This window comes from Streptomyces sp. SudanB182_2057 (assembly GCF_964272715.1).
Taxonomy (GTDB): domain Bacteria; phylum Actinomycetota; class Actinomycetes; order Streptomycetales; family Streptomycetaceae; genus Streptomyces; species Streptomyces rubradiris.
In genome coordinates this window covers 4,638,464-4,654,740 of the sequence record NZ_OZ186798.1, presented here as the reverse complement: position 1 = coordinate 4,654,740, position 16,277 = coordinate 4,638,464, and the positions used below count along the sequence as shown (strand labels likewise).

Here is a 16,277-nt window from a genome sequence, read left to right as displayed (position 1 = left end):
ACCGAGCGGGAAACTCCGGCCCCGGACGGCGCCCCACGAGCGACGCGTGGCACCGCGCGCCCCGCCACGGCGGCCCCGCAGGTGCTCACCGGCGCGAACGTGGTGCTGCCCGGCCAAACGGTGCGCGGCGGCCGGCTGGCGATCGACGGCACCCGCATCGCCGCCTCGGCACCGGCCGGCGCCGAGGTCGTCGACGTCACCGGGCACTGGCTGGTCCCCGGCTTCGTGGACATCCACAACCACGGCGGCGGCGGCGCCTCCTTCGCCGGCACGGCGGAGCAGGCCATGACGGCCGTCCGCACCCACCGGCTGCACGGCACCACCACACTGGTCGCCTCCACCGTCACCGACGAGATGGACCTGCTGGTCCGCCAGGCCGGGCTGCTGAGCGAGCTGGCCGAGCAGGGCGAGATCGCGGGCATCCACTTCGAGGGCCCGTTCATCTCGCCGTGCCGCAAGGGCGCGCACTCCGAGTCGCTGCTGCGCGACCCGGACCCGGCCGAGGTCCGCAAGCTGATCGACGCGGCGCGCGGCCACGCGAAGATGGTCACCCTCGCCACCGAACTCCCCGGCGGCATCGACTCGGTGCGGCTGCTCGCCGAGCACGGGGTGATCGCGGCGATCGGGCACACGGACGCGAGCTACGAGCAGACGGCCGAGGCCATCGACGCGGGCGCCACCGTCGCCACCCACCTCTTCAACGCGATGCCCGCGCTGGGTCACCGCGCGCCCGGCCCGATCGCCGCGCTGCTCGAGGACGAGCGGGTCACCGTCGAGCTGATCAACGACGGCGTCCATCTGCACCCGGCGGCGCTGGAACTGGCGTTCCGGCACGCGGGCGCGGACCGGGTCGCGTTCATCACCGACGCGATGGACGCGGCCGGCAGCGCCGACGGCCGCTATCTGCTCGGCCCGCTGGAGGTCGAGGTCAGCGAGGGCGTGGCCCGGCTGGTGGAGGGCGGCTCGATCGCGGGCTCCACGCTCACCCTGGACCGGGCGTTCCGGCGCGCGGTGACGGTCGACAAGCTGCCGGTGGAGGACGTGGTGACCGCGCTGTCGGCCAACCCGGCGCGCCTGCTCGGCCTGGACGACCGGATCGGCTCGCTGGAGCCCGGCAAGGACGCGGACCTGGTCCTGCTGGACGCGGACTTCGCGCTCAAGGGCGTGATGCGGCGGGGTGAATGGGTGGTAGCGCCCCAACTGCCCTGATCCGTAACCCCGTCGAAGAGACGGTGACCGGTCCGCGCACTGGGCCGGTGGCCGTCTCTTTGGCATGATCGAGGCCCCGGACACCCAAGACACCGCAGGGACTTCGAGGGAGGTCGGCCCGGGTGATCCTCACGGTCACACTGAACACCGCTCTCGACATCACCTACCGCGTACGGTCGCTGCGGCCGCACGCCGCCCACCGCGTCTCGCAGGTCGCCGAACGCCCCGGCGGCAAGGGCGTGAACGTGGCCCGGGTGCTGGCCGCGCTCGGCCACGAGGTGACGGTCACCGGCTTCGCGGGCGGCCACACCGGCACGGTCCTGCGCTCGATGCTGGCGCAGGCGCCGGTGGCACCTGTGGCGCCGGAGCAAGGGGGCGCGGGGGCGCCCGGTGCCCTGGTCGACGCGCTGGTGCCGGTCTCCGGGGCGACCCGGCGCACCGTCGCGGTGGTGGACGAACGCACCGGTGACACCACCCAGCTGAACGAGCCGGGCCCGCAGATCTCCCCGGCCGAGTGGGCGGCCTTCCTCGGCCGGTACCAGGAGCTGCTGCCGGGCGCCTCGGCGGTGGCGCTGTGCGGGAGTCTGCCGCCGGGGGTGCCGGTGGGGGCGTACGCGGGCCTGGTCCGCGCGGCCCGCTCCGCCGGGGTGCCGGTGCTGCTGGACACCAGCGGGGAGGCGCTGCGCCGCGGGGTCGCCGCCCGGCCGGACGTCATCAAGCCGAACGCCGGGGAACTCGCCGAACTCACCGGCTCCCACGAGCCGTTGCGCGCCACCCAGGACGCCCGTCGGCGCGGGGCCCACGCGGTGGTCGCCTCCCTCGGCGCGGAGGGCCTGCTCGCCGTCACCCCGGAGGGCCACTGGCGCGCCGCCCCGCCCGCCCCCGTCCGCGGCAACCCCACGGGCGCGGGCGACTCGGCGGTGGCGGGCCTGCTCTCCGGCCTGGTGGAGCACCTCCCCTGGCCGGACCGCCTGGCCCGCGCGGCGGCCCTGTCGGCGGCGACGGTACGGGCCCCGGCGGCGGGCGAGTTCGACCGCCCCGCGTACACCGAACTCCTCGGCCGGGTCCGGGTCACGGGAGCGGCCAGCGCGGCTTAGGGCCCGTCCGGGCCTAGCTGGTGACGCGGCCCTTCTTGATCCACATCTGGTCCAGCAGGACGTCGCACTTGTCGCCGGGCTGGCAGGAGATCGAGATGGTGTTGCGGCCCTTGTCGAGGGTGGGCCACACGTAGGAGTGCGTCCAGCCGTCGGCGAAGTCGTCGGCGCTGCGCCAGTTGCGGAACCCGATCTTGCTGCCGAACTCCTTGCCGTTGACGGACACCGTCATCGACTGGTCCGCGGTCACGCTGTACTGCGTGAAGATGGTGTACGCGCCCGCCTCGGGGATGTTGTCGACCGTCCAGGTCACCGACGCGCCCGCCGTGTTCAGGCCGCCCACGTAGGTGCCGCCGGCCGCCCGCGCGCCCTTGACGTCCGTGGCCGGGGCCGCGCCGCCGGACAGTTGGACCGAGCCGCTCGCGGCGTCGGTCTTCGGCAGTTCCCCGGCCGTGGGCGAGCTGCTGCCCGACGGGCTCGGGGACTGGCTCTGGGACTGGGTCGGGGCCGGGGTGGCCTGGTTGCCGGCCTTGTCGTCGTCGGTGTTGTCGTTGATCATCGCGACGCCGATGCCTATGACGACCGCGGCGACCACGGCTATCGCACCGATCAGCAGGCCCTTGGTGTTCGGCCCGCGGCGGCCCGGCGCGGGCGGCGCGGACCGGCGGCCGGCCGGGGGCGCGCCGCCCGGCAGCGTCTCCGGGGCCTGGTAGTGGGCGTTCGGCTGGCCGTAGGCACCCTGCTGCGGAACGCCCTGGCCGTACGTGCCCTGCGGCGGCTGGCCGTGGGGCCCCGGCTGCTGGCCGTACCGGCGCTCCCCGACCGTGCGCACCCTGCTGACCGAGTTCGGGTAGCCGTAACCGCCGGACGGCGGCTGGGCTCCCCGGGCCTGGCCGTCTGCGTACAGGTAGCCGAACGGGTCGTCGTCCTCGGGCGTGCTCGCGCCGTTGTCGCCGGGCGTCATCCCTTGGTACTCCTCAACAGGTGCGGGCGGATGGGTACGGGTTGGAATGGCGAGCCTACCCGCTCTCCGTCCCCCAAACGGGTGACTGGTAGGGCGTCAACCCGCTGACCTGCGGTTCAGCCGGCTCGGCGATGTTGTTTGGGACGAGATCGTTTCTCTACGTACATGCGCTCGTCGGCGGACTTCAGCACCTCGTCCGCCGTCATGCCGCAGTGCGCCCACCCGATGCCGAAGCTCGCGCCCACCCGGACGGACCGGCCCTCGGCCCGGATCGGCTGGATGATCTCGTTGCGCAGCCGTACGGCGAGGTCCTGCGCGTCGGCCCGGCCGAGGCCGTCGGCGAGGATCACGAACTCGTCGCCGCCGAGCCGGGCCACCGTGTCGCCGTCCCGGACGCCGTTGCTCAGCCGCCGGGCGACCTCGATGAGGACCGCGTCACCCGCGTTGTGCCCGAACCGGTCGTTGATCGACTTGAAGCCGTCGAGGTCGCAGAAGAGGACCGCGAGGCCCTTGGCGCCGTCGTCGCGGCCGTCCTCGGGCGCCACGGTGTGCACATGGTGGTCGTAGGCGTCGTACGCCTCGGCGCCCGGCGCGAAGTCGAAGCCGTGGCCGGCCGGGATGTCGTAGGCGGGGTGGCCGTAGGCCGCGTCCAGGGAGTCCGGGGCACCGGCGTGGGCGGGGCGCCGGCACAGCCGGGCCGCGAGGCGCGCGCGCAGCTCGGCGGAGTTCGGCAGGCCGGTCAGCGAGTCGTGGGAGGCGCGGTGCGCGAGCTGGAGTTCGCGCCGCTTGCGCTCCTCTATGTCCTCCACGTGGGTGAGCAGGAAGCGCGGCCCGTCGGCGGCGTCCGCGACCACGCTGTTGCGCAGCGACACCCACACGTAGCTGCCGTCGCGGCGGCCCAGGCGGAGTTCGGCGCGCCCGCCCTCCGCGGAGGTGCGCAGCAGGGTGCCGATGTCCTCGGGGTGGACGAGGTCCGCGAAGGAGTAGCGGCGCATCGCGGAGGCGGGGCGGCCCAGCAGCCGGCACAGCGCGTCGTTGGTGCGCAGTATGCGGCCGTGCTGGTCCCCGCCCATCTCGGCGATGGCCATGCCCGAGGGGGCGTATTCGAACGCCTGGCGGAAGGATTCCTCGCTGGCGCGCAGGGCCTGCTGCTCGCGCTCCAGGCGGACCAGGGCGCGCTGCATGTTGGAGCGCAGGCGGGCGTTGCTGATCGCGATGGCGGCCTGGAAGGCGTACATCTGGAGGGCCTCGCGGCCCCAGGCGCCGGGGCGGCGGCCGTTGCGCGGCCGGTCGACGGATATGACGCCGAGCAGTTCGCCGGAGGAGCCGCCCTGCGCGCCGGGCGTGTACATGGGCGCGAAGAGCCGGTCGGAGGGGTGCCACTCGTCCTCGAAGCGCGGCTCGGGACCGTCGGTGTACCACTGGGGGACGTCGTCGTCGTCCAGGACCCAGCCCTCGGTGTGCGGTATGAAGATCAGGTCGCCCCAGCGTTCGCCCATGGTCAGCCGCCGCTCCCAGGACGCCCGGGAGCCGACCCGGCCGGTGATCAGGGCCTCGGCGGCGGGGTTGCCGGAGAAGGCGGCGACGACCAGGTCACCGTCGGGGCGGACGAGGTTGACGGCCGCCATCTCGTAGCCGAGGGCGCTGACGGCGCCGTCGGCGACGGTCTGCAGTGTGTCCGCCAGGCTTCGTGCCGTGTTGATGTCGGCCATGACCTGGTGCAGCTGTCGCAGGGACGCAAGACGGACATACGGCTCCGACTCGGTCTCCATGCTCGCCCTCCCCCCGAGACCTCGCAGCGAATCAAGGGTTGCCTTCGGCGCTTCTCCCGCGTTGTCAGCGGTGGCTCTTGGTCATGCTGTACGCGGTTGTCCTTGCGGCTCCCCGCCACTGAATCACAGCGCGCTGCCCACTCGGTACACAGGGTCAACAATTCTCGCCTCTTGTGACTCAAGTCACAAGGAAACGTGAACAATTGAGTGCTCTTTCTCCGTTTGCCCCGTGCTCCCGGAGACATACTGTGCGCGCTCGTTCACCGCACGCACGCGACGAACACGCCACTGGTCCCCGGGACCTAGGTCCCGGCTCGGGCCAGGGCCCGATGCCCGCCGCGCCGGGCGAAGACTAGCGTTTCCGGCGTGCTGAAGACTCCCTCCCCCACCACCCCCCTGGCTTCCGGGCATGCTGAGGGGGTGAGCAACGACGAGTTCCGGGCCGCGATGTCCCGGCTGGCCGCGGGCGTGGTCCTGGTCACCGCGCAGGAACCGCCGCTGGACCCGGACGACCCCCAGGCACCGGGGACGGAGGACGTCGGCATGACCGCCACCGCGTTCCTGTCGGTCTCCCTCGATCCCCCGCTGGTGCTGGTCAGCCTGCGCGAGGGCGCCCGCATGGACGACCTGCTCGCCGAACAGCCGCTGTGGGCGGTGTCGGTCCTCGCCGAGAGTCAGCGGCACATCGCGGGCCGCTTCGCCATGAAGGGCCGCATCAGCGACCGGCTCCTCTTCGAGGACATCCCCTACAGCCGCGGCGAGGTCACCGGCGCCCCGCTGGTCGGGGGCGCGCTGGCCACCCTGGAGTGCCGCACCGAGCAGCGGGTGGCCGCCGGGGACCACACCCTGGTCGTCGGCCGCGTCCTCACCGCGCGCGTGCCCAGCGCCGAGGGCGGCCCGCTGCTGTACTTCCGCGGCCGCTACCGGCAGGTGGGCTGAGCCGGGAAAATCCGTGGCCACGGCGGGGCCGGCGGGCCTACGGTGCGCCGGTGACACCTCGCCTGGAAGTGGTGACCCCACAAAACTTCGAGACCGCGGTCGCCCTGCGCGTCCGCCCCGACCAGGAACACGCCGTCGCACCGGTGGTGCGCTCGCTCGCCGAGGCGTACGTCCACCCGGACGGCGTCGCCTGGCCCCGGCTGATCACCGACGAGGGCCGGGCGGTCGGCTTCGTGATGGCCTTCTTCGACATCGACTGGCACGGTGACGGCAGCCTGTACCGCTCCGGGCTGTGGCGGCTGAACATCGCGGCCGGCGAACAGGGCCGGGGCTACGGCCGGTTCGCCGTGGACGCGGTGGCCACCGAGATCCGCCGCCGCGGCGGCACCCGCCTGTACGCCGACTGGCACCCCGGCCCGCACGGCCCCGGCGCCTTCTACGCCCGCCTGGGCTTCCGCCCGACCGGCGAGACCGACGGGGACCAGGTGGTGGGGGTACTGGAGCTGTGAACGGGACGGAAGCGGCGGCAGCCGGACCCGCTGCCCCCAGACGCGGCCCGACCGACCCCGCTATCCCCAGTCGCGACCCGTCCGCCCCCGCTTCGTCTCCGCGCGCTGCTTCTTCTCGCGCAGCCGGCGTTCGTTGATGCCCCGCGGGACACGGGTGGGCTTGCGGGGCTTGGGCGGGGGCGCGGTGGCCTCCGCGAGGAGCGCGGCGAGGCGTACGGCCGCGGCCTCCCGGTTGCGCCACTGCGAGCGGTGCTCGGAGGCCCGTACGGTCACCACCCCGTCCACAAGGCGGCCGGCCAGCCGGTGCAGCGCCCGCTCCTTCCACACGGGCGGGAGCGCCTCGGTGCGGGCGAGGTCGAAGCGCAGCTCCACCTGGGAGTCACTGGTGTTGACGTGCTGTCCGCCGGGCCCGGACGACCTGGAGAAACGCCACATCAGCTCGGCCTCGGGCAGCGAGACCGAACCACGGATGAAATAGGGCCCGGACATGCCCTCCATGTTCCCGGCCCGCCCCGGCGTACGTCACCTGGATTTCCGGCCCCGGTCCGCCCCGCCGGGAACGCCCTGCTCCGGGCTCGGTAAAAAAGGTAAAGCCTTCCGGAACCCACGGGGCCCTCCGCGTCGTTGTCCCGGGTGACGGTAGCTTCGTCCGCATAGCTCCGTCGGCACAGATGTGCGCAGATACGCACGGGTATCCAAGGAAGGGACTCCCAACATGGCTGTAAGCCTGTCCAAGGGTGGCAACGTCTCGCTCACCAAGGAGGCTCCGGGCCTGACCGCCGTCACCGTGGGCCTCGGCTGGGACGTCCGCACCACCACCGGCACGGACTTCGACCTGGACGCCTCCGCCATCGCGGTGAACACGCAGGGCAAGGTCTACTCGGACGCCCACTTCGTGTTCTTCAACAACAAGCAGACCCCGGACAACTCGATCGTCCACACGGGTGACAACCGCACGGGCGAGGGCGCCGGCGACGACGAGGCGATCAACGTCAACCTGGCCGCGCTCCCGGCCGACGTCGAGAAGATCGTCTTCCCGGTGTCCATCTACGACGCCGAGAACCGCAGCCAGAACTTCGGCCAGGTCCGCAACGCCTACATCCGCATCGTCAACCAGGCCGGCGGCGCCGAGATCGCGCGCTACGACCTGTCCGAGGACGCGGCCACCGAGACGGCCATGATCTTCGGCGAGCTGTACCGCAACGGCGCGGAGTGGAAGTTCCGCGCGGTCGGCCAGGGCTACGCCTCGGGCCTGGTCGGCATCGCCCAGGACTTCGGCGTCAACGTGTGACAGCAGGCTCCGGCCTGTGACAGCGGGACGCTGACCTGCTGAAACACCCGAAGACCCCCCAAGCCGCCTTTGGGGGGTCTTCTTCATGGGCGGACGAGACCGCCGTCGGGGTACCCGCCTGCCGTTTGCGCCGGCGCTTCGGGGTCCATGTGATCCCACTCGCACTTCCCGGGATGGCCTTTGTAGATCGTGCAGGACGATCCCAGGGGCGTTCTGGTCCTCAGGCAGACCTCCGCATCGACGACCCACTGCATGTCCGGGTCGTCGGACCAGCACAGGTACACATCCCTTTCGAGCTCCGAGCCGCTTCGCAGCCACGTGGCGTGGAACTCGTGCTCCTCTTCTCCCAGCACGCACCGGAGGTCGTCCAGGAACGCCCAGTCGACTTCACCGTGGTCGGCGCAGGGCAGTCGTTGAGCCCACCGGAAGGTGTGGTCCTTGATTTCGCGGGTGCTGGTGCAGCGGAAGGTCATCCCCGGACCACCCTCGCCTGCACACCGGCCTCGATGGTGAGCGCCAGTTCCTCGGCCGCCTCGGTCCCGATGCACTGGACGGCAAGGAAGCCGCCCGCGGGGTCGATCAGCACGTCCACGATGGCGCCGGCCGCCATGATGGCCTTCTCCAGGTGGGCCCGTGCCCTGACTGTCCTAGGCGGGTGTTCCATTGATCGCCTCCTCCGGGTGCCGCTCGCGGAGGGTCAGCCCGTCCTTGAGGAGGTCGAGGAGGTCGCGGGCCTGCATCACGTTGCAGTCACCGAGCCGGACCACCCAGCGGCGGTTCTCGGCGGGTGACAGCCGGGTGTGGAACTGCGGAAGCCGGATACCGGCCTGCGCCAGCACCGCGTCCAGGGCGAAGGTGATCTCCCCGACCTCCAGCGTCTGCCGGATTCCGAGCGCGGGGATGCCTTCGTCGGTGGGCCTCTGCGGACCCATCTCGCCGTCAACCAGAGCCGGTTCGTTCAGTCTTTCGGGCACGAATGTTCCTCTCCGTAGCACTGCGACTACCGGACGGGTTCAGCATGGGACCACGCCTGGGAACCGTTCAACGTGTTGGCAAGGAACGGAAGGTTGGTGAACGACTGTTGAACCGCAAGGAGTTGAACCCCGACGCGTCGCCGCAAGCGGCGTACGGAGCACGTCTGCGCAGCCTGCGGGAAGCCCGCGGCTGGACGCAGGAGGACCTGGCTACCCTGACGGAATATTCCAGCGTGCATATTTCGGCCGTGGAAACTGGTCGGAAGCCTCCGACCCTTCGCTTTTCGCGTAGCGCGGACAGAGCATTCGGCCTCACGGGGAGCGCGGACTCGTTCGAGCGCGAGTACCGGCAGATCCGGCACGGCAACCTGCTGGAAGGCTTCCCCGAGTTCGTCAAGCACGAGGGCAGGGCAGCGGAAATCCGGCTGTACGAGATCGGGATCATCCCCGGCCTGCTCCAGACACCGGAGTACGCGCGCGTCCTGGCGGACAGTGCCGTGCACCGAGGGACCATCACGCCCGAACAAGCGGAGGAACGAGTCTCGTTCCTGGCGGAACGGCAGGCGGCCCTGGAGCACCCCCGCCTCCCCACGATGCTGGTGGTGATGGATGAGAGCTGCATCCGCAGACAGGTCGGCGGCCCGAAGATCATGAGGGCCCAGCTCGACCGGTTGATGCAGTTCGCCGAGCTGCCGAACACCGTGCTCCAGATCGCCCCCTTCGACATGGGGGAGCGTCGCCCGTTCGACCTGCCCATGACCTTACTGACGATGCCGGACCTGTCCGTGATCGCGTACGCGGAATCCCAGACTCGAGGCCACCTGGAGCGCGAAACGGCAGCCGTATTACCGCTGTTGGCGGGCTACCATCAGTTGCAGGCAGATGCTCTGCCCCAGGCTGCATCGGTGGCCGTGATCAAAGAGGCATGAAAGGGCACCCCGTGACGACCGAGTCCCCCCGCTGGTTCAAGTCCTCCTACAGCAACAACGGCGGCCAGTGCATCGAGGTCGCCACCAACCTCGCCTCCACCCACGACGTCGTCCCCGTACGCGACTCCAAGAACACCGACGGCGCCGTACTGAACTTCGCCGCCGACACCTGGTCCTCCTTCATCGCGTACGCCGCCGGCCAGAGCGTCTGAAAGCACGCTCGCGACCGCCTCCTCCTTCCGCTGTAGTAGGGGGAGGCGCGCTCTCCACCGAAGCGGCATGAAAGGGCACCCCATGACGTCCGAGGCCCCCCGCTGGTTCAAGTCCTCCTACAGCGGCAACGGCGGTCAGTGCATCGAGGTCGCCACCAACCTCGCCGCCACTCACAACACGGTCCCCGTCCGCGACTCCAAGAACACCGACGGCGCCGTACTGAACTTCACCACCCGCACCTGGTCCTCCTTCATCGCGTACGCCGCCGACCAGAGCGTCTGAATACACCCGCCTGGCCCGCATGTCGCGTCGGACGGGCCGAACGTGTGCGGGCCGTCCGCGTGACAGCGGTCCGGTCCGGGAATGTCGTCCCCGCCGCGCCGGTCCCCGCGGCGAAGCCTGTGGGACATGCATTTCATCGGAAACCGTGTGGCGGCTCTCCGGCCCAGACTGGGCCGGGCCGGGCTGGCCTGCGCACTCGTGGCGGGAATGGCCCCCGCCCTGCTCCTCGGCGTGGGAGCCGGCCAGGCCCAGGCCGCCCCGCTGCCGGGCGGGCTCGGCCCCTGCGTCCCCGGGGACTGCCCGGACCCCTTCCCGGGCATCAACAACGGCCCCTTCGCCGGCCGGGACAACGGCATCAACATCTTCGTCGGCGACGACTTCCTCGTCCGGGGCAGGGCCGCGGAGGCGGAGGGCCGGGTCGTCGTCCTGGACGACTTCGACATGGCCAAGGACACCGGCGGCAGCGCCGTCTACGACATCGGGATCGCCGGGGTCGGCTCGCGGGTGCCACCGCCCGACGGCGCGGACTTCCTGACCACCGGCGACGACATCACCGTCGCCCCCGGCCAGCGGCTGCTCGCCGAGGGCGGGGTCGTCCGGTACGGCGGCACGGTGACCGGCACGGTGGTGGGGACCCTCGTCCACGACCCGGACGCCGCGGAGCCGTACCTGCCGCTGCGCGACCAGCTGACCGCCGCGAGCCAGTGCTACGCCCGTGTGGACGGGTCGCCCCGCCCGGCCACCGGTACGGCGGTGAACCAGGGCTACCAGACGCTGTTCACGGGTGACGGCACCTCCGCGCTCCAGGTGTTCAACGTCGACTTCGACCTCACCGGACCCGGTGGAGGCCAGCAGGGCATCGCCTTCGCGAACATCCCGGACAACGCGACCATCCTGGTCAACATCGTCGGCGACAACCGGATCATCAACACCTACAGCGGCGGCATCGACGACGCGACCGACCCGCTGAACGCCTACCGCGAACGCCTGCTGTGGAACTTCCCGGACGCCACCACGGTGGACCTGATCGGCACGGGCCAGTTCCAGGGCAGTGTGCTGGTCGGCCAGCAGGCGTCCATGACCACGGTGTCGCTGCCCGGTATGAACGGCCGCTTCCTCACCACCGGTTCGCTCACCCACACCAGCCCGCAGACGGGCGTCGAGTTCCACGCGTACCCGTTCGACGGCGACCTGCCGGACTGCGGCGACGAGCCGCAGCCGGTCACCGGCGAGGTCCGCGTCGTCAAGACCGACGCCCAGACCGGGGAGACGCTCGCGGGCGCGGAATTCGAGCTGTGGGAGGAGACCAACGGCACGCCCGGGCTCCAGACCGCCGGCGCCGACCCCGACACCCAGGTCGGTGACACCTGCACCACCGGCACGGACGGCCTCTGCGCGCGGACGGTGGAGACCGGCACGTACTACTGGCGCGAGACGGCGGCCCCCGAGGGCTACGACCTGCCGAGCCCGAACGTCTTCGGCCCCCTGACCCTCACCGAGGCCAACGCCGAGGACGGCGTCCAGACCACCGCCGAGAACACCCCCACCGGCGAACCTCAGCCCGTCACCGGCGAAGTCAGCGTCGTCAAGACCGACGCCGACACCGGTGATCCCCTCGAGGGCGCCAAGTTCGAGCTGTGGGAGGAGACCAACGGGACACCCGGGCTCCAGACCGCCGGCGCCGACCCCGACAGCCAGGTCGGCGGGGTGTGCACCACCGACGCGGACGGCCTGTGCGTACGGACGGTGGAGACCGGCACGTACTACTGGCGCGAGACCGCGGCCCCCGACGGCTACGACCTCCCCGACCCGAACGTCTTCGGCCCCCTGACCCTCACCGAGGCCAACGCAGAGGACGGCGTCCGGACCACCGCCGAGAACACCCCCACCGAGGAACCCCAGCCCGTCACCGGCGAGGTCCACGTCGACAAGACCGACGCCGACACCGGAGCACCGCTGGAGGGCGCGGAATTCGAGCTGTGGGAGGAGACCAACGGCACTCCCGGGCTCCAGACCGCCGGCGCCGACCCCGACACCCAGGTCGGCGGCACCTGCACCACCGGCACGGACGGCGTGTGCGCGCGGACGGTCTCACCGGGCACCTACTACTGGCGTGAGACGGCGGCCCCCGAGGGCTATGACCTGCCGAGCCCGAACGTCTTCGGCCCCCTGGTCCTGACCGAGGCCAACGCGGAGGACGGCGTCCGGGTCACCGCGGAGAACACCCGCACCGACGAACCCCAGCCCGTCACCGGCGAAGTCAGCGTCGAAAAGACCGACGCCCAGACCGGCGACCCCCTCGCCGGCGCCGTCTTCCAGCTCTGGCGGGAAACCAACGGCACACCCGGCCTCCAGACCACCGGCACCAACCCCGACACCCAGGTCGGCGGCACCTGCACCACCGGCACAGCCGGCCTCTGCACCCGCACCGTCGCACCCGGCACCTACTACTGGCGCGAAACCGCGGCCCCCAACGGCTACGACCTCCCCAACCCCAACGTCTTCGGCCCCCTGACCCTCACCGAGGCCAACGCCGACGACGGCGTACAGATCACCGCGGAGAACACCCGCACCGACGAACCCCAGCCCGTCACCGGCGAAGTCAGCGTCGAAAAGACCGACGCCCAGACCGGCGACCCCCTCGCCGGCGCCGTCTTCCAGCTGTGGCGCGAGACCAACGGCACACCCGGCCTCCAGACCACCGGCACCAACCCCGACACCCAGGTCGGCGGCACCTGCACCACCGGCACAGCCGGCCTCTGCACCCGCACCGTCGCACCCGGCACCTACTACTGGCGCGAAACCGCGGCCCCCAACGGCTACGACCTCCCCAACCCCAACGTCTTCGGCCCCCTGGTCCTGACCGAGGCCAACGCCGACGACGGCGTACGGATCACCGCGGAGAACACCCGCACCGAGGAGCCGGACACGGACGGCACCCTCAAGGTCAAGAAGACCGACGCCAAGAACGGCAAGCCCCTCGCGGGCGCGGTCTTCGAACTGTGGAAGGAGACCAACGCGGTGGCCGGGCTGCAGACCTCCGGCACGCATCCCGACACCCGCATCGGCCAGAGCTGCTCCACCGACGCCCGGGGCGACTGCACCTTCGACGACCTCCCGCTCGGCGAGTACTACGTGCGCGAGGTCGCCGTGCCCGAGGGCTACGAGCTGCCTGACAACCCGGTCAGCGGTCCGCACGAGCTGACCGAGGACAACGCCGAGGACGGCATCGTCGTCCGGCTCAGCAACAGGCCCTGCAAGTCCGGCGACCACGGCTACGGCGACGGCTCCGGACACTCCGGTGGCTACGGCGACTCCGGCACAGGCTGCGGAGCCCCGGACGGCTACGGCGACTCCGGCAAGGAGTACGGAGACAAGTAGCGGCGTGTTCCGACGCGCCCCCTCCGGATGCCGTGCGCCGGAGGGGGCGCTCTCCTGTCCGGCCCCCTACGACACCCGCGGGAAGCGGGCCTGGAGGGTCCAGATCACCGGGTTCTCCGCCAGGTCCTCGTGCATGTCGGTGAGGTCCGCCAGCAGGTCGTGCAGGAAGTCCCGGGCCTCCCGGCGCAGTTCGGCGTGGGAGAAGGAGAGCGGGGACTCCTCGGCCGGGGTCCAGTCGGAGGTGATGTCGACCCAGCCGAAGCGGCGCTCGAACAGCATCCGGTCGGTGGACTCGGTGAAGTCCAGCTCGGCCCGCTGCGGCCGGGCGGCCCGGGAGCCCATCGGGTCCCGGTCCAGCAGCTCGACGATGTCGCACAGCGCCCACGCGAAGTCGAGCACCGGCACCCATCCCCAGGCTGTGGACAGCTCCCGGTCGGTCTCGGTGTCCGCGAGATAGACGTCCCCGCAGAACAGGTCGTGCCGCAGCGCGTGCGCGTCCGCGCGCCGGTAGTCGGTCTGCGGCGGATCCGGGAACCGGTTGGAGAGGGCATAGCCGATGTCGAGCACGGGGAGATGGTGTCACGCCGGTCCGCCCGGAACCGCTGTCGGCCCTCCCGGACACCCCCACGCCCACCCGGGACCACCCGCCGTACACCCCACGGCCCCGCTCCACCGGGCCCGTACAAAGGGAAGGCAAAGAACATCACGTGCCGTTCCTGGCCGACACAGCGCTGAGCCAGGATTGAGGCGCACAAGGGCCGACCGTCCCGCCCGGCGGGGCAGTTGCCTCACCGTTCGGGACGAACCCCGGCTCACGCAGCGCGCCCGACCCCTCAGGGAGATGTCACATCGTGCCCACCGCCAGGAAGACCACCCGGAACCTGTTGGCCGTAGCGTTACTGACCGCGGGCCTCGCCGTCGCGACTCCGGTGAACGCCGCGCACGCCATGAACCAGACGCCTTGCACCAGTGACGACTTGTTGCACATCTGGGGCCACTACAGCCGTCCGATCATCGTCGGCCCCAACGGGCCCTTCGAATACTGCGCCGCCAACGCGGGAACCATGAGTCTCGGAGCCGGCGCCTGGGTGGACAAGATCTCCACCGGGAACAACGACATCCAGATGAACGACGCCAACGGCTCCACCGTCAAGATCAGCCGCTGGAACATCGTGACCTACCCCACCCGGCCGCCGAACATCACGTCCATTCAGATCTTCTGAGGCGCCGACACGCCGACACGTTCAGCGGCGGCACGCCCCCACCCGCCGTACGCCCCACCGTCGTACCCCCCGCCCGCCTAAGATCACTGACATGTCCAGATCGGTACGCCTTGTCCCGGCCGTCGCGGCGCTGCTGGCCCTCGCCCTGACCGGCACCGCGTGCGACGCCGGGGTCCGGGGCGCCCCGGGCGGCTCCGGCGTGGGCGACCCGTATTTCCCGAAGGCCGGCAACGGCGGCTACGACGTCGGGCACTACAGCCTCGCCCTGGACTACACCCCGGCCACCCGCCGGCTCACCGGCACCGCGATCATCACGGCACGGGCCACCCGGGACCTCTCCGCGTTCGACCTCGACCTCGCCGGACTGCACGTCGACTCGGTCCGCGTGGAGGGCGAGCAGGCCCGCTGGAACCGCACCGGGCAGGAACTCACCGTCCGCCCGCACACCGACCTCAGCAAGGGCGAGACCTTCCGCACGACCGTCCGCTACTCGGGCACCCCGCGCACCCTCACCGACCCCGACGGCTCGAAGGAGGGCTGGCTGCCCACCGCCGACGGCGCCCTGGCCCTCGGCGAACCCGTCGGCTCGATGGCCTGGTTCCCCGGCAACCACCACCCTTCCGACAAGGCGACCTACGACATCGCGGTCACCGTCCCCCAGGGCCTCAAGGCCGTCTCGGTCGGCGAGCAGGTGGACCAGACCACGAAGGGCGGCCGCACGACCTACCGCTGGCAGTCGGCCCAGCCCATGGCGAGCTACCTCGCCACCGTCGCCATCGGCCGCTACGAGATCACCCGCACCACCGGCCCGCACGGCCTGCCGGTCGTCACAGCCGTCGACCCCGGCCAGACAGCGGCGAGCGCCGACGTGCTCGCGAAGATCCCGGAGATCCTGGACTGGGCGGAGTACAACTTCGGCCCGTACCCCTTCTCCTCCGCCGGCGCGATCGTGGCCCGCCCGGGTGATGCCGGTTACGCCCTGGAGACCCAGACCCGCCCCGTCTTCCCCGGCCCGCCCGACGTCTCCACCCTGGTGCACGAGCTTGTCCACCAGTGGTACGGCGACTCGGTCGGCCCGGCGTCCTGGCGGGACATGTGGCTCAACGAGGGCTTCGCGACCTACGCGGAGTGGCTCTACGACGAGGACCACGACGGGCCCACCGCCCAGGAGACCTTCACCAGCCTCTACGAGGACGGCCCCGACGACATCTGGGCCTTCCCGCCGGCCAGGCCCACGAGCGCCGAGCGGATCTCCGACGCCCCCGTCTACCAGCGCGGCGCGATGATCATCCACAAGATCCGCCGGACCGTCGGCGACGACGCCTTCTACGACATCGTCCAGGGCTGGGCCGCCGCCCACCGCCACGGCACCGCCGACACCGCCGACTTCGTCCGCTACGTGGAGAAGAAGGCCCCGGGGAAGGACTTCCGCACCCTCTGGAAGGACTGGCTGTACGGGGACGGCAAGCCCGACCACGCCTGAGCCCGGCACCCGCG

The 16,277-nt window shown here is 71.5% G+C and carries 18 protein-coding genes; 11 read left to right on the top strand and 7 right to left on the bottom strand.

All coding sequences use genetic code 11. The features are described 5' to 3' along the window. The first annotated feature begins 81 nt into the window (after positions 1-81). Together nagA and ACSURM_RS20460 are read left to right on the top strand one after the other, a co-directional pair. Positions 82-1,209, top strand: coding sequence for an N-acetylglucosamine-6-phosphate deacetylase (gene nagA / locus ACSURM_RS20465; RefSeq protein ID WP_436961144.1), 1,128 nt, complete (start codon positions 82-84; stop codon positions 1,207-1,209). A 122-nt stretch (positions 1,210-1,331) separates the two neighbouring features. Continuing rightward, positions 1,332-2,306: a 1-phosphofructokinase family hexose kinase gene (locus ACSURM_RS20460; RefSeq protein WP_436956897.1), complete on the top strand. Its 975-nt coding sequence runs from the start codon at positions 1,332-1,334 to the stop codon at positions 2,304-2,306. A 13-nt stretch (positions 2,307-2,319) separates the two neighbouring features. Here ACSURM_RS20460 and ACSURM_RS20455 read toward each other — a convergent pair whose 3' ends face one another. Together ACSURM_RS20455 and cdgB are read right to left on the bottom strand one after the other, a co-directional pair. Continuing rightward, positions 2,320-3,267 (bottom strand): carbohydrate-binding protein, encoded by a 948-nt coding sequence (locus ACSURM_RS20455; protein ID WP_436956895.1) that lies wholly within the window; start codon positions 3,265-3,267, stop codon positions 2,320-2,322. A gap of 116 nt (positions 3,268-3,383) precedes the next feature. Then, entirely contained in the window at positions 3,384-5,039 is a 1,656-nt protein-coding gene (gene cdgB / locus ACSURM_RS20450) for a diguanylate cyclase CdgB (protein ID WP_436956894.1), read from the bottom strand. 447 nt (positions 5,040-5,486) lie between these two features. Here cdgB and ACSURM_RS20445 point away from each other — a divergent pair, with 447 nt between their 5' ends. Both ACSURM_RS20445 and ACSURM_RS20440 read left to right on the top strand, forming a co-directional pair. Then, complete coding sequence (locus ACSURM_RS20445; protein WP_436961143.1) at positions 5,487-5,978, top strand: flavin reductase family protein; 492 nt, start codon at positions 5,487-5,489, stop codon at positions 5,976-5,978. Positions 5,979-6,028: 50 nt separating this feature from the next. Then, entirely contained in the window at positions 6,029-6,487 is a 459-nt protein-coding gene (locus ACSURM_RS20440) for a GNAT family N-acetyltransferase (protein WP_436956893.1), read from the top strand. Between the two features lie 60 nt (positions 6,488-6,547). On the opposite strand, the gene arfB is transcribed toward ACSURM_RS20440, so the two are convergent. Next, positions 6,548-6,985, bottom strand: coding sequence for an alternative ribosome rescue aminoacyl-tRNA hydrolase ArfB (arfB, locus tag ACSURM_RS20435; protein WP_436956892.1), 438 nt, complete (start codon positions 6,983-6,985; stop codon positions 6,548-6,550). Between the two features lie 217 nt (positions 6,986-7,202). On the opposite strand from arfB, the gene ACSURM_RS20430 reads away from it, so the two are divergent. Continuing rightward, entirely contained in the window at positions 7,203-7,778 is a 576-nt protein-coding gene (locus ACSURM_RS20430; RefSeq protein WP_436956891.1) for a TerD family protein, read from the top strand. 83 nt (positions 7,779-7,861) lie between these two features. Here the strand turns inward: ACSURM_RS20430 and ACSURM_RS20425 are convergent, their stop codons facing one another. The 3 genes from ACSURM_RS20425 to ACSURM_RS20415 are packed head-to-tail and all read right to left on the bottom strand — an operon-like array spanning position 7,862 to position 8,752. Further along, positions 7,862-8,251, bottom strand: a complete 390-nt coding sequence (locus ACSURM_RS20425) for a hypothetical protein (RefSeq protein WP_436956889.1) — start codon at positions 8,249-8,251, stop codon at positions 7,862-7,864. Then, positions 8,248-8,442 (bottom strand): hypothetical protein, encoded by a 195-nt coding sequence (locus tag ACSURM_RS20420; protein ID WP_436956888.1) that lies wholly within the window; start codon positions 8,440-8,442, stop codon positions 8,248-8,250. The genes ACSURM_RS20425 and ACSURM_RS20420 overlap by 4 nt, the downstream gene beginning before the upstream one ends. Continuing rightward, positions 8,426-8,752 (bottom strand): hypothetical protein, encoded by a 327-nt coding sequence (locus tag ACSURM_RS20415; RefSeq protein WP_436956886.1) that lies wholly within the window; start codon positions 8,750-8,752, stop codon positions 8,426-8,428. The genes ACSURM_RS20420 and ACSURM_RS20415 overlap by 17 nt, the downstream gene beginning before the upstream one ends. A gap of 107 nt (positions 8,753-8,859) precedes the next feature. Between ACSURM_RS20415 and ACSURM_RS20410 the strand changes: the two genes are divergently transcribed. The 4 genes from ACSURM_RS20410 to ACSURM_RS20395 all read left to right on the top strand — a co-directional run bounded on the left by ACSURM_RS20410 (position 8,860) and on the right by ACSURM_RS20395 (position 13,557). Beyond that, on the top strand, positions 8,860-9,681 hold the full coding sequence (locus ACSURM_RS20410) for a helix-turn-helix domain-containing protein (RefSeq protein WP_436956885.1): 822 nt from the start codon (positions 8,860-8,862) through the stop codon (positions 9,679-9,681). A gap of 11 nt (positions 9,682-9,692) precedes the next feature. Continuing rightward, complete coding sequence (locus ACSURM_RS20405; protein WP_436956883.1) at positions 9,693-9,893, top strand: DUF397 domain-containing protein; 201 nt, start codon at positions 9,693-9,695, stop codon at positions 9,891-9,893. 82 nt (positions 9,894-9,975) lie between these two features. Further along, on the top strand, positions 9,976-10,176 hold the full coding sequence (locus tag ACSURM_RS20400) for a DUF397 domain-containing protein (RefSeq protein WP_436956881.1): 201 nt from the start codon (positions 9,976-9,978) through the stop codon (positions 10,174-10,176). A gap of 126 nt (positions 10,177-10,302) precedes the next feature. Beyond that, positions 10,303-13,557 (top strand): SpaA isopeptide-forming pilin-related protein, encoded by a 3,255-nt coding sequence (locus ACSURM_RS20395; protein ID WP_436956880.1) that lies wholly within the window; start codon positions 10,303-10,305, stop codon positions 13,555-13,557. A 66-nt stretch (positions 13,558-13,623) separates the two neighbouring features. Here the strand turns inward: ACSURM_RS20395 and ACSURM_RS20390 are convergent, their stop codons facing one another. Then, entirely contained in the window at positions 13,624-14,124 is a 501-nt protein-coding gene (locus tag ACSURM_RS20390; RefSeq protein ID WP_436956878.1) for a hypothetical protein, read from the bottom strand. A 284-nt stretch (positions 14,125-14,408) separates the two neighbouring features. Between ACSURM_RS20390 and ACSURM_RS20385 the strand changes: the two genes are divergently transcribed. After that, a complete protein-coding gene (locus ACSURM_RS20385; RefSeq protein ID WP_051815512.1) occupies positions 14,409-14,780 on the top strand; it encodes a beta/gamma crystallin domain-containing protein in 372 nt (123 codons plus the stop codon). Between the two features lie 91 nt (positions 14,781-14,871). Then, on the top strand, positions 14,872-16,263 hold the full coding sequence (locus ACSURM_RS20380) for a M1 family metallopeptidase (RefSeq protein WP_436956876.1): 1,392 nt from the start codon (positions 14,872-14,874) through the stop codon (positions 16,261-16,263). Positions 16,264-16,277 lie beyond the last annotated feature (14 nt).

Excerpts from the sequence above, each read along its gene's own strand:
- ACSURM_RS20395 (WP_436956880.1), top strand. The coding sequence starts at position 10,303 with ATGCATTTCATCGGAAACCGTGTGGCGGCTCTCCGGCCCAGACTGGGC.
- cdgB (WP_436956894.1), bottom strand. The coding sequence starts at position 5,039 with ATGGAGACCGAGTCGGAGCCGTATGTCCGTCTTGCGTCCCTGCGACAG.
- ACSURM_RS20400 (WP_436956881.1), top strand. The coding sequence starts at position 9,976 with ATGACGTCCGAGGCCCCCCGCTGGTTCAAGTCCTCCTACAGCGGCAAC.
- ACSURM_RS20420 (WP_436956888.1), bottom strand. The coding sequence starts at position 8,442 with ATGGAACACCCGCCTAGGACAGTCAGGGCACGGGCCCACCTGGAGAAG.
- ACSURM_RS20425 (WP_436956889.1), bottom strand. The coding sequence starts at position 8,251 with ATGACCTTCCGCTGCACCAGCACCCGCGAAATCAAGGACCACACCTTC.
- ACSURM_RS20380 (WP_436956876.1), top strand. The coding sequence starts at position 14,872 with ATGTCCAGATCGGTACGCCTTGTCCCGGCCGTCGCGGCGCTGCTGGCC.
- arfB (WP_436956892.1), bottom strand. The coding sequence starts at position 6,985 with ATGGAGGGCATGTCCGGGCCCTATTTCATCCGTGGTTCGGTCTCGCTG.
- ACSURM_RS20455 (WP_436956895.1), bottom strand. The coding sequence starts at position 3,267 with ATGACGCCCGGCGACAACGGCGCGAGCACGCCCGAGGACGACGACCCG.
- ACSURM_RS20445 (WP_436961143.1), top strand. The coding sequence starts at position 5,487 with ATGTCCCGGCTGGCCGCGGGCGTGGTCCTGGTCACCGCGCAGGAACCG.
- ACSURM_RS20430 (WP_436956891.1), top strand. The coding sequence starts at position 7,203 with ATGGCTGTAAGCCTGTCCAAGGGTGGCAACGTCTCGCTCACCAAGGAG.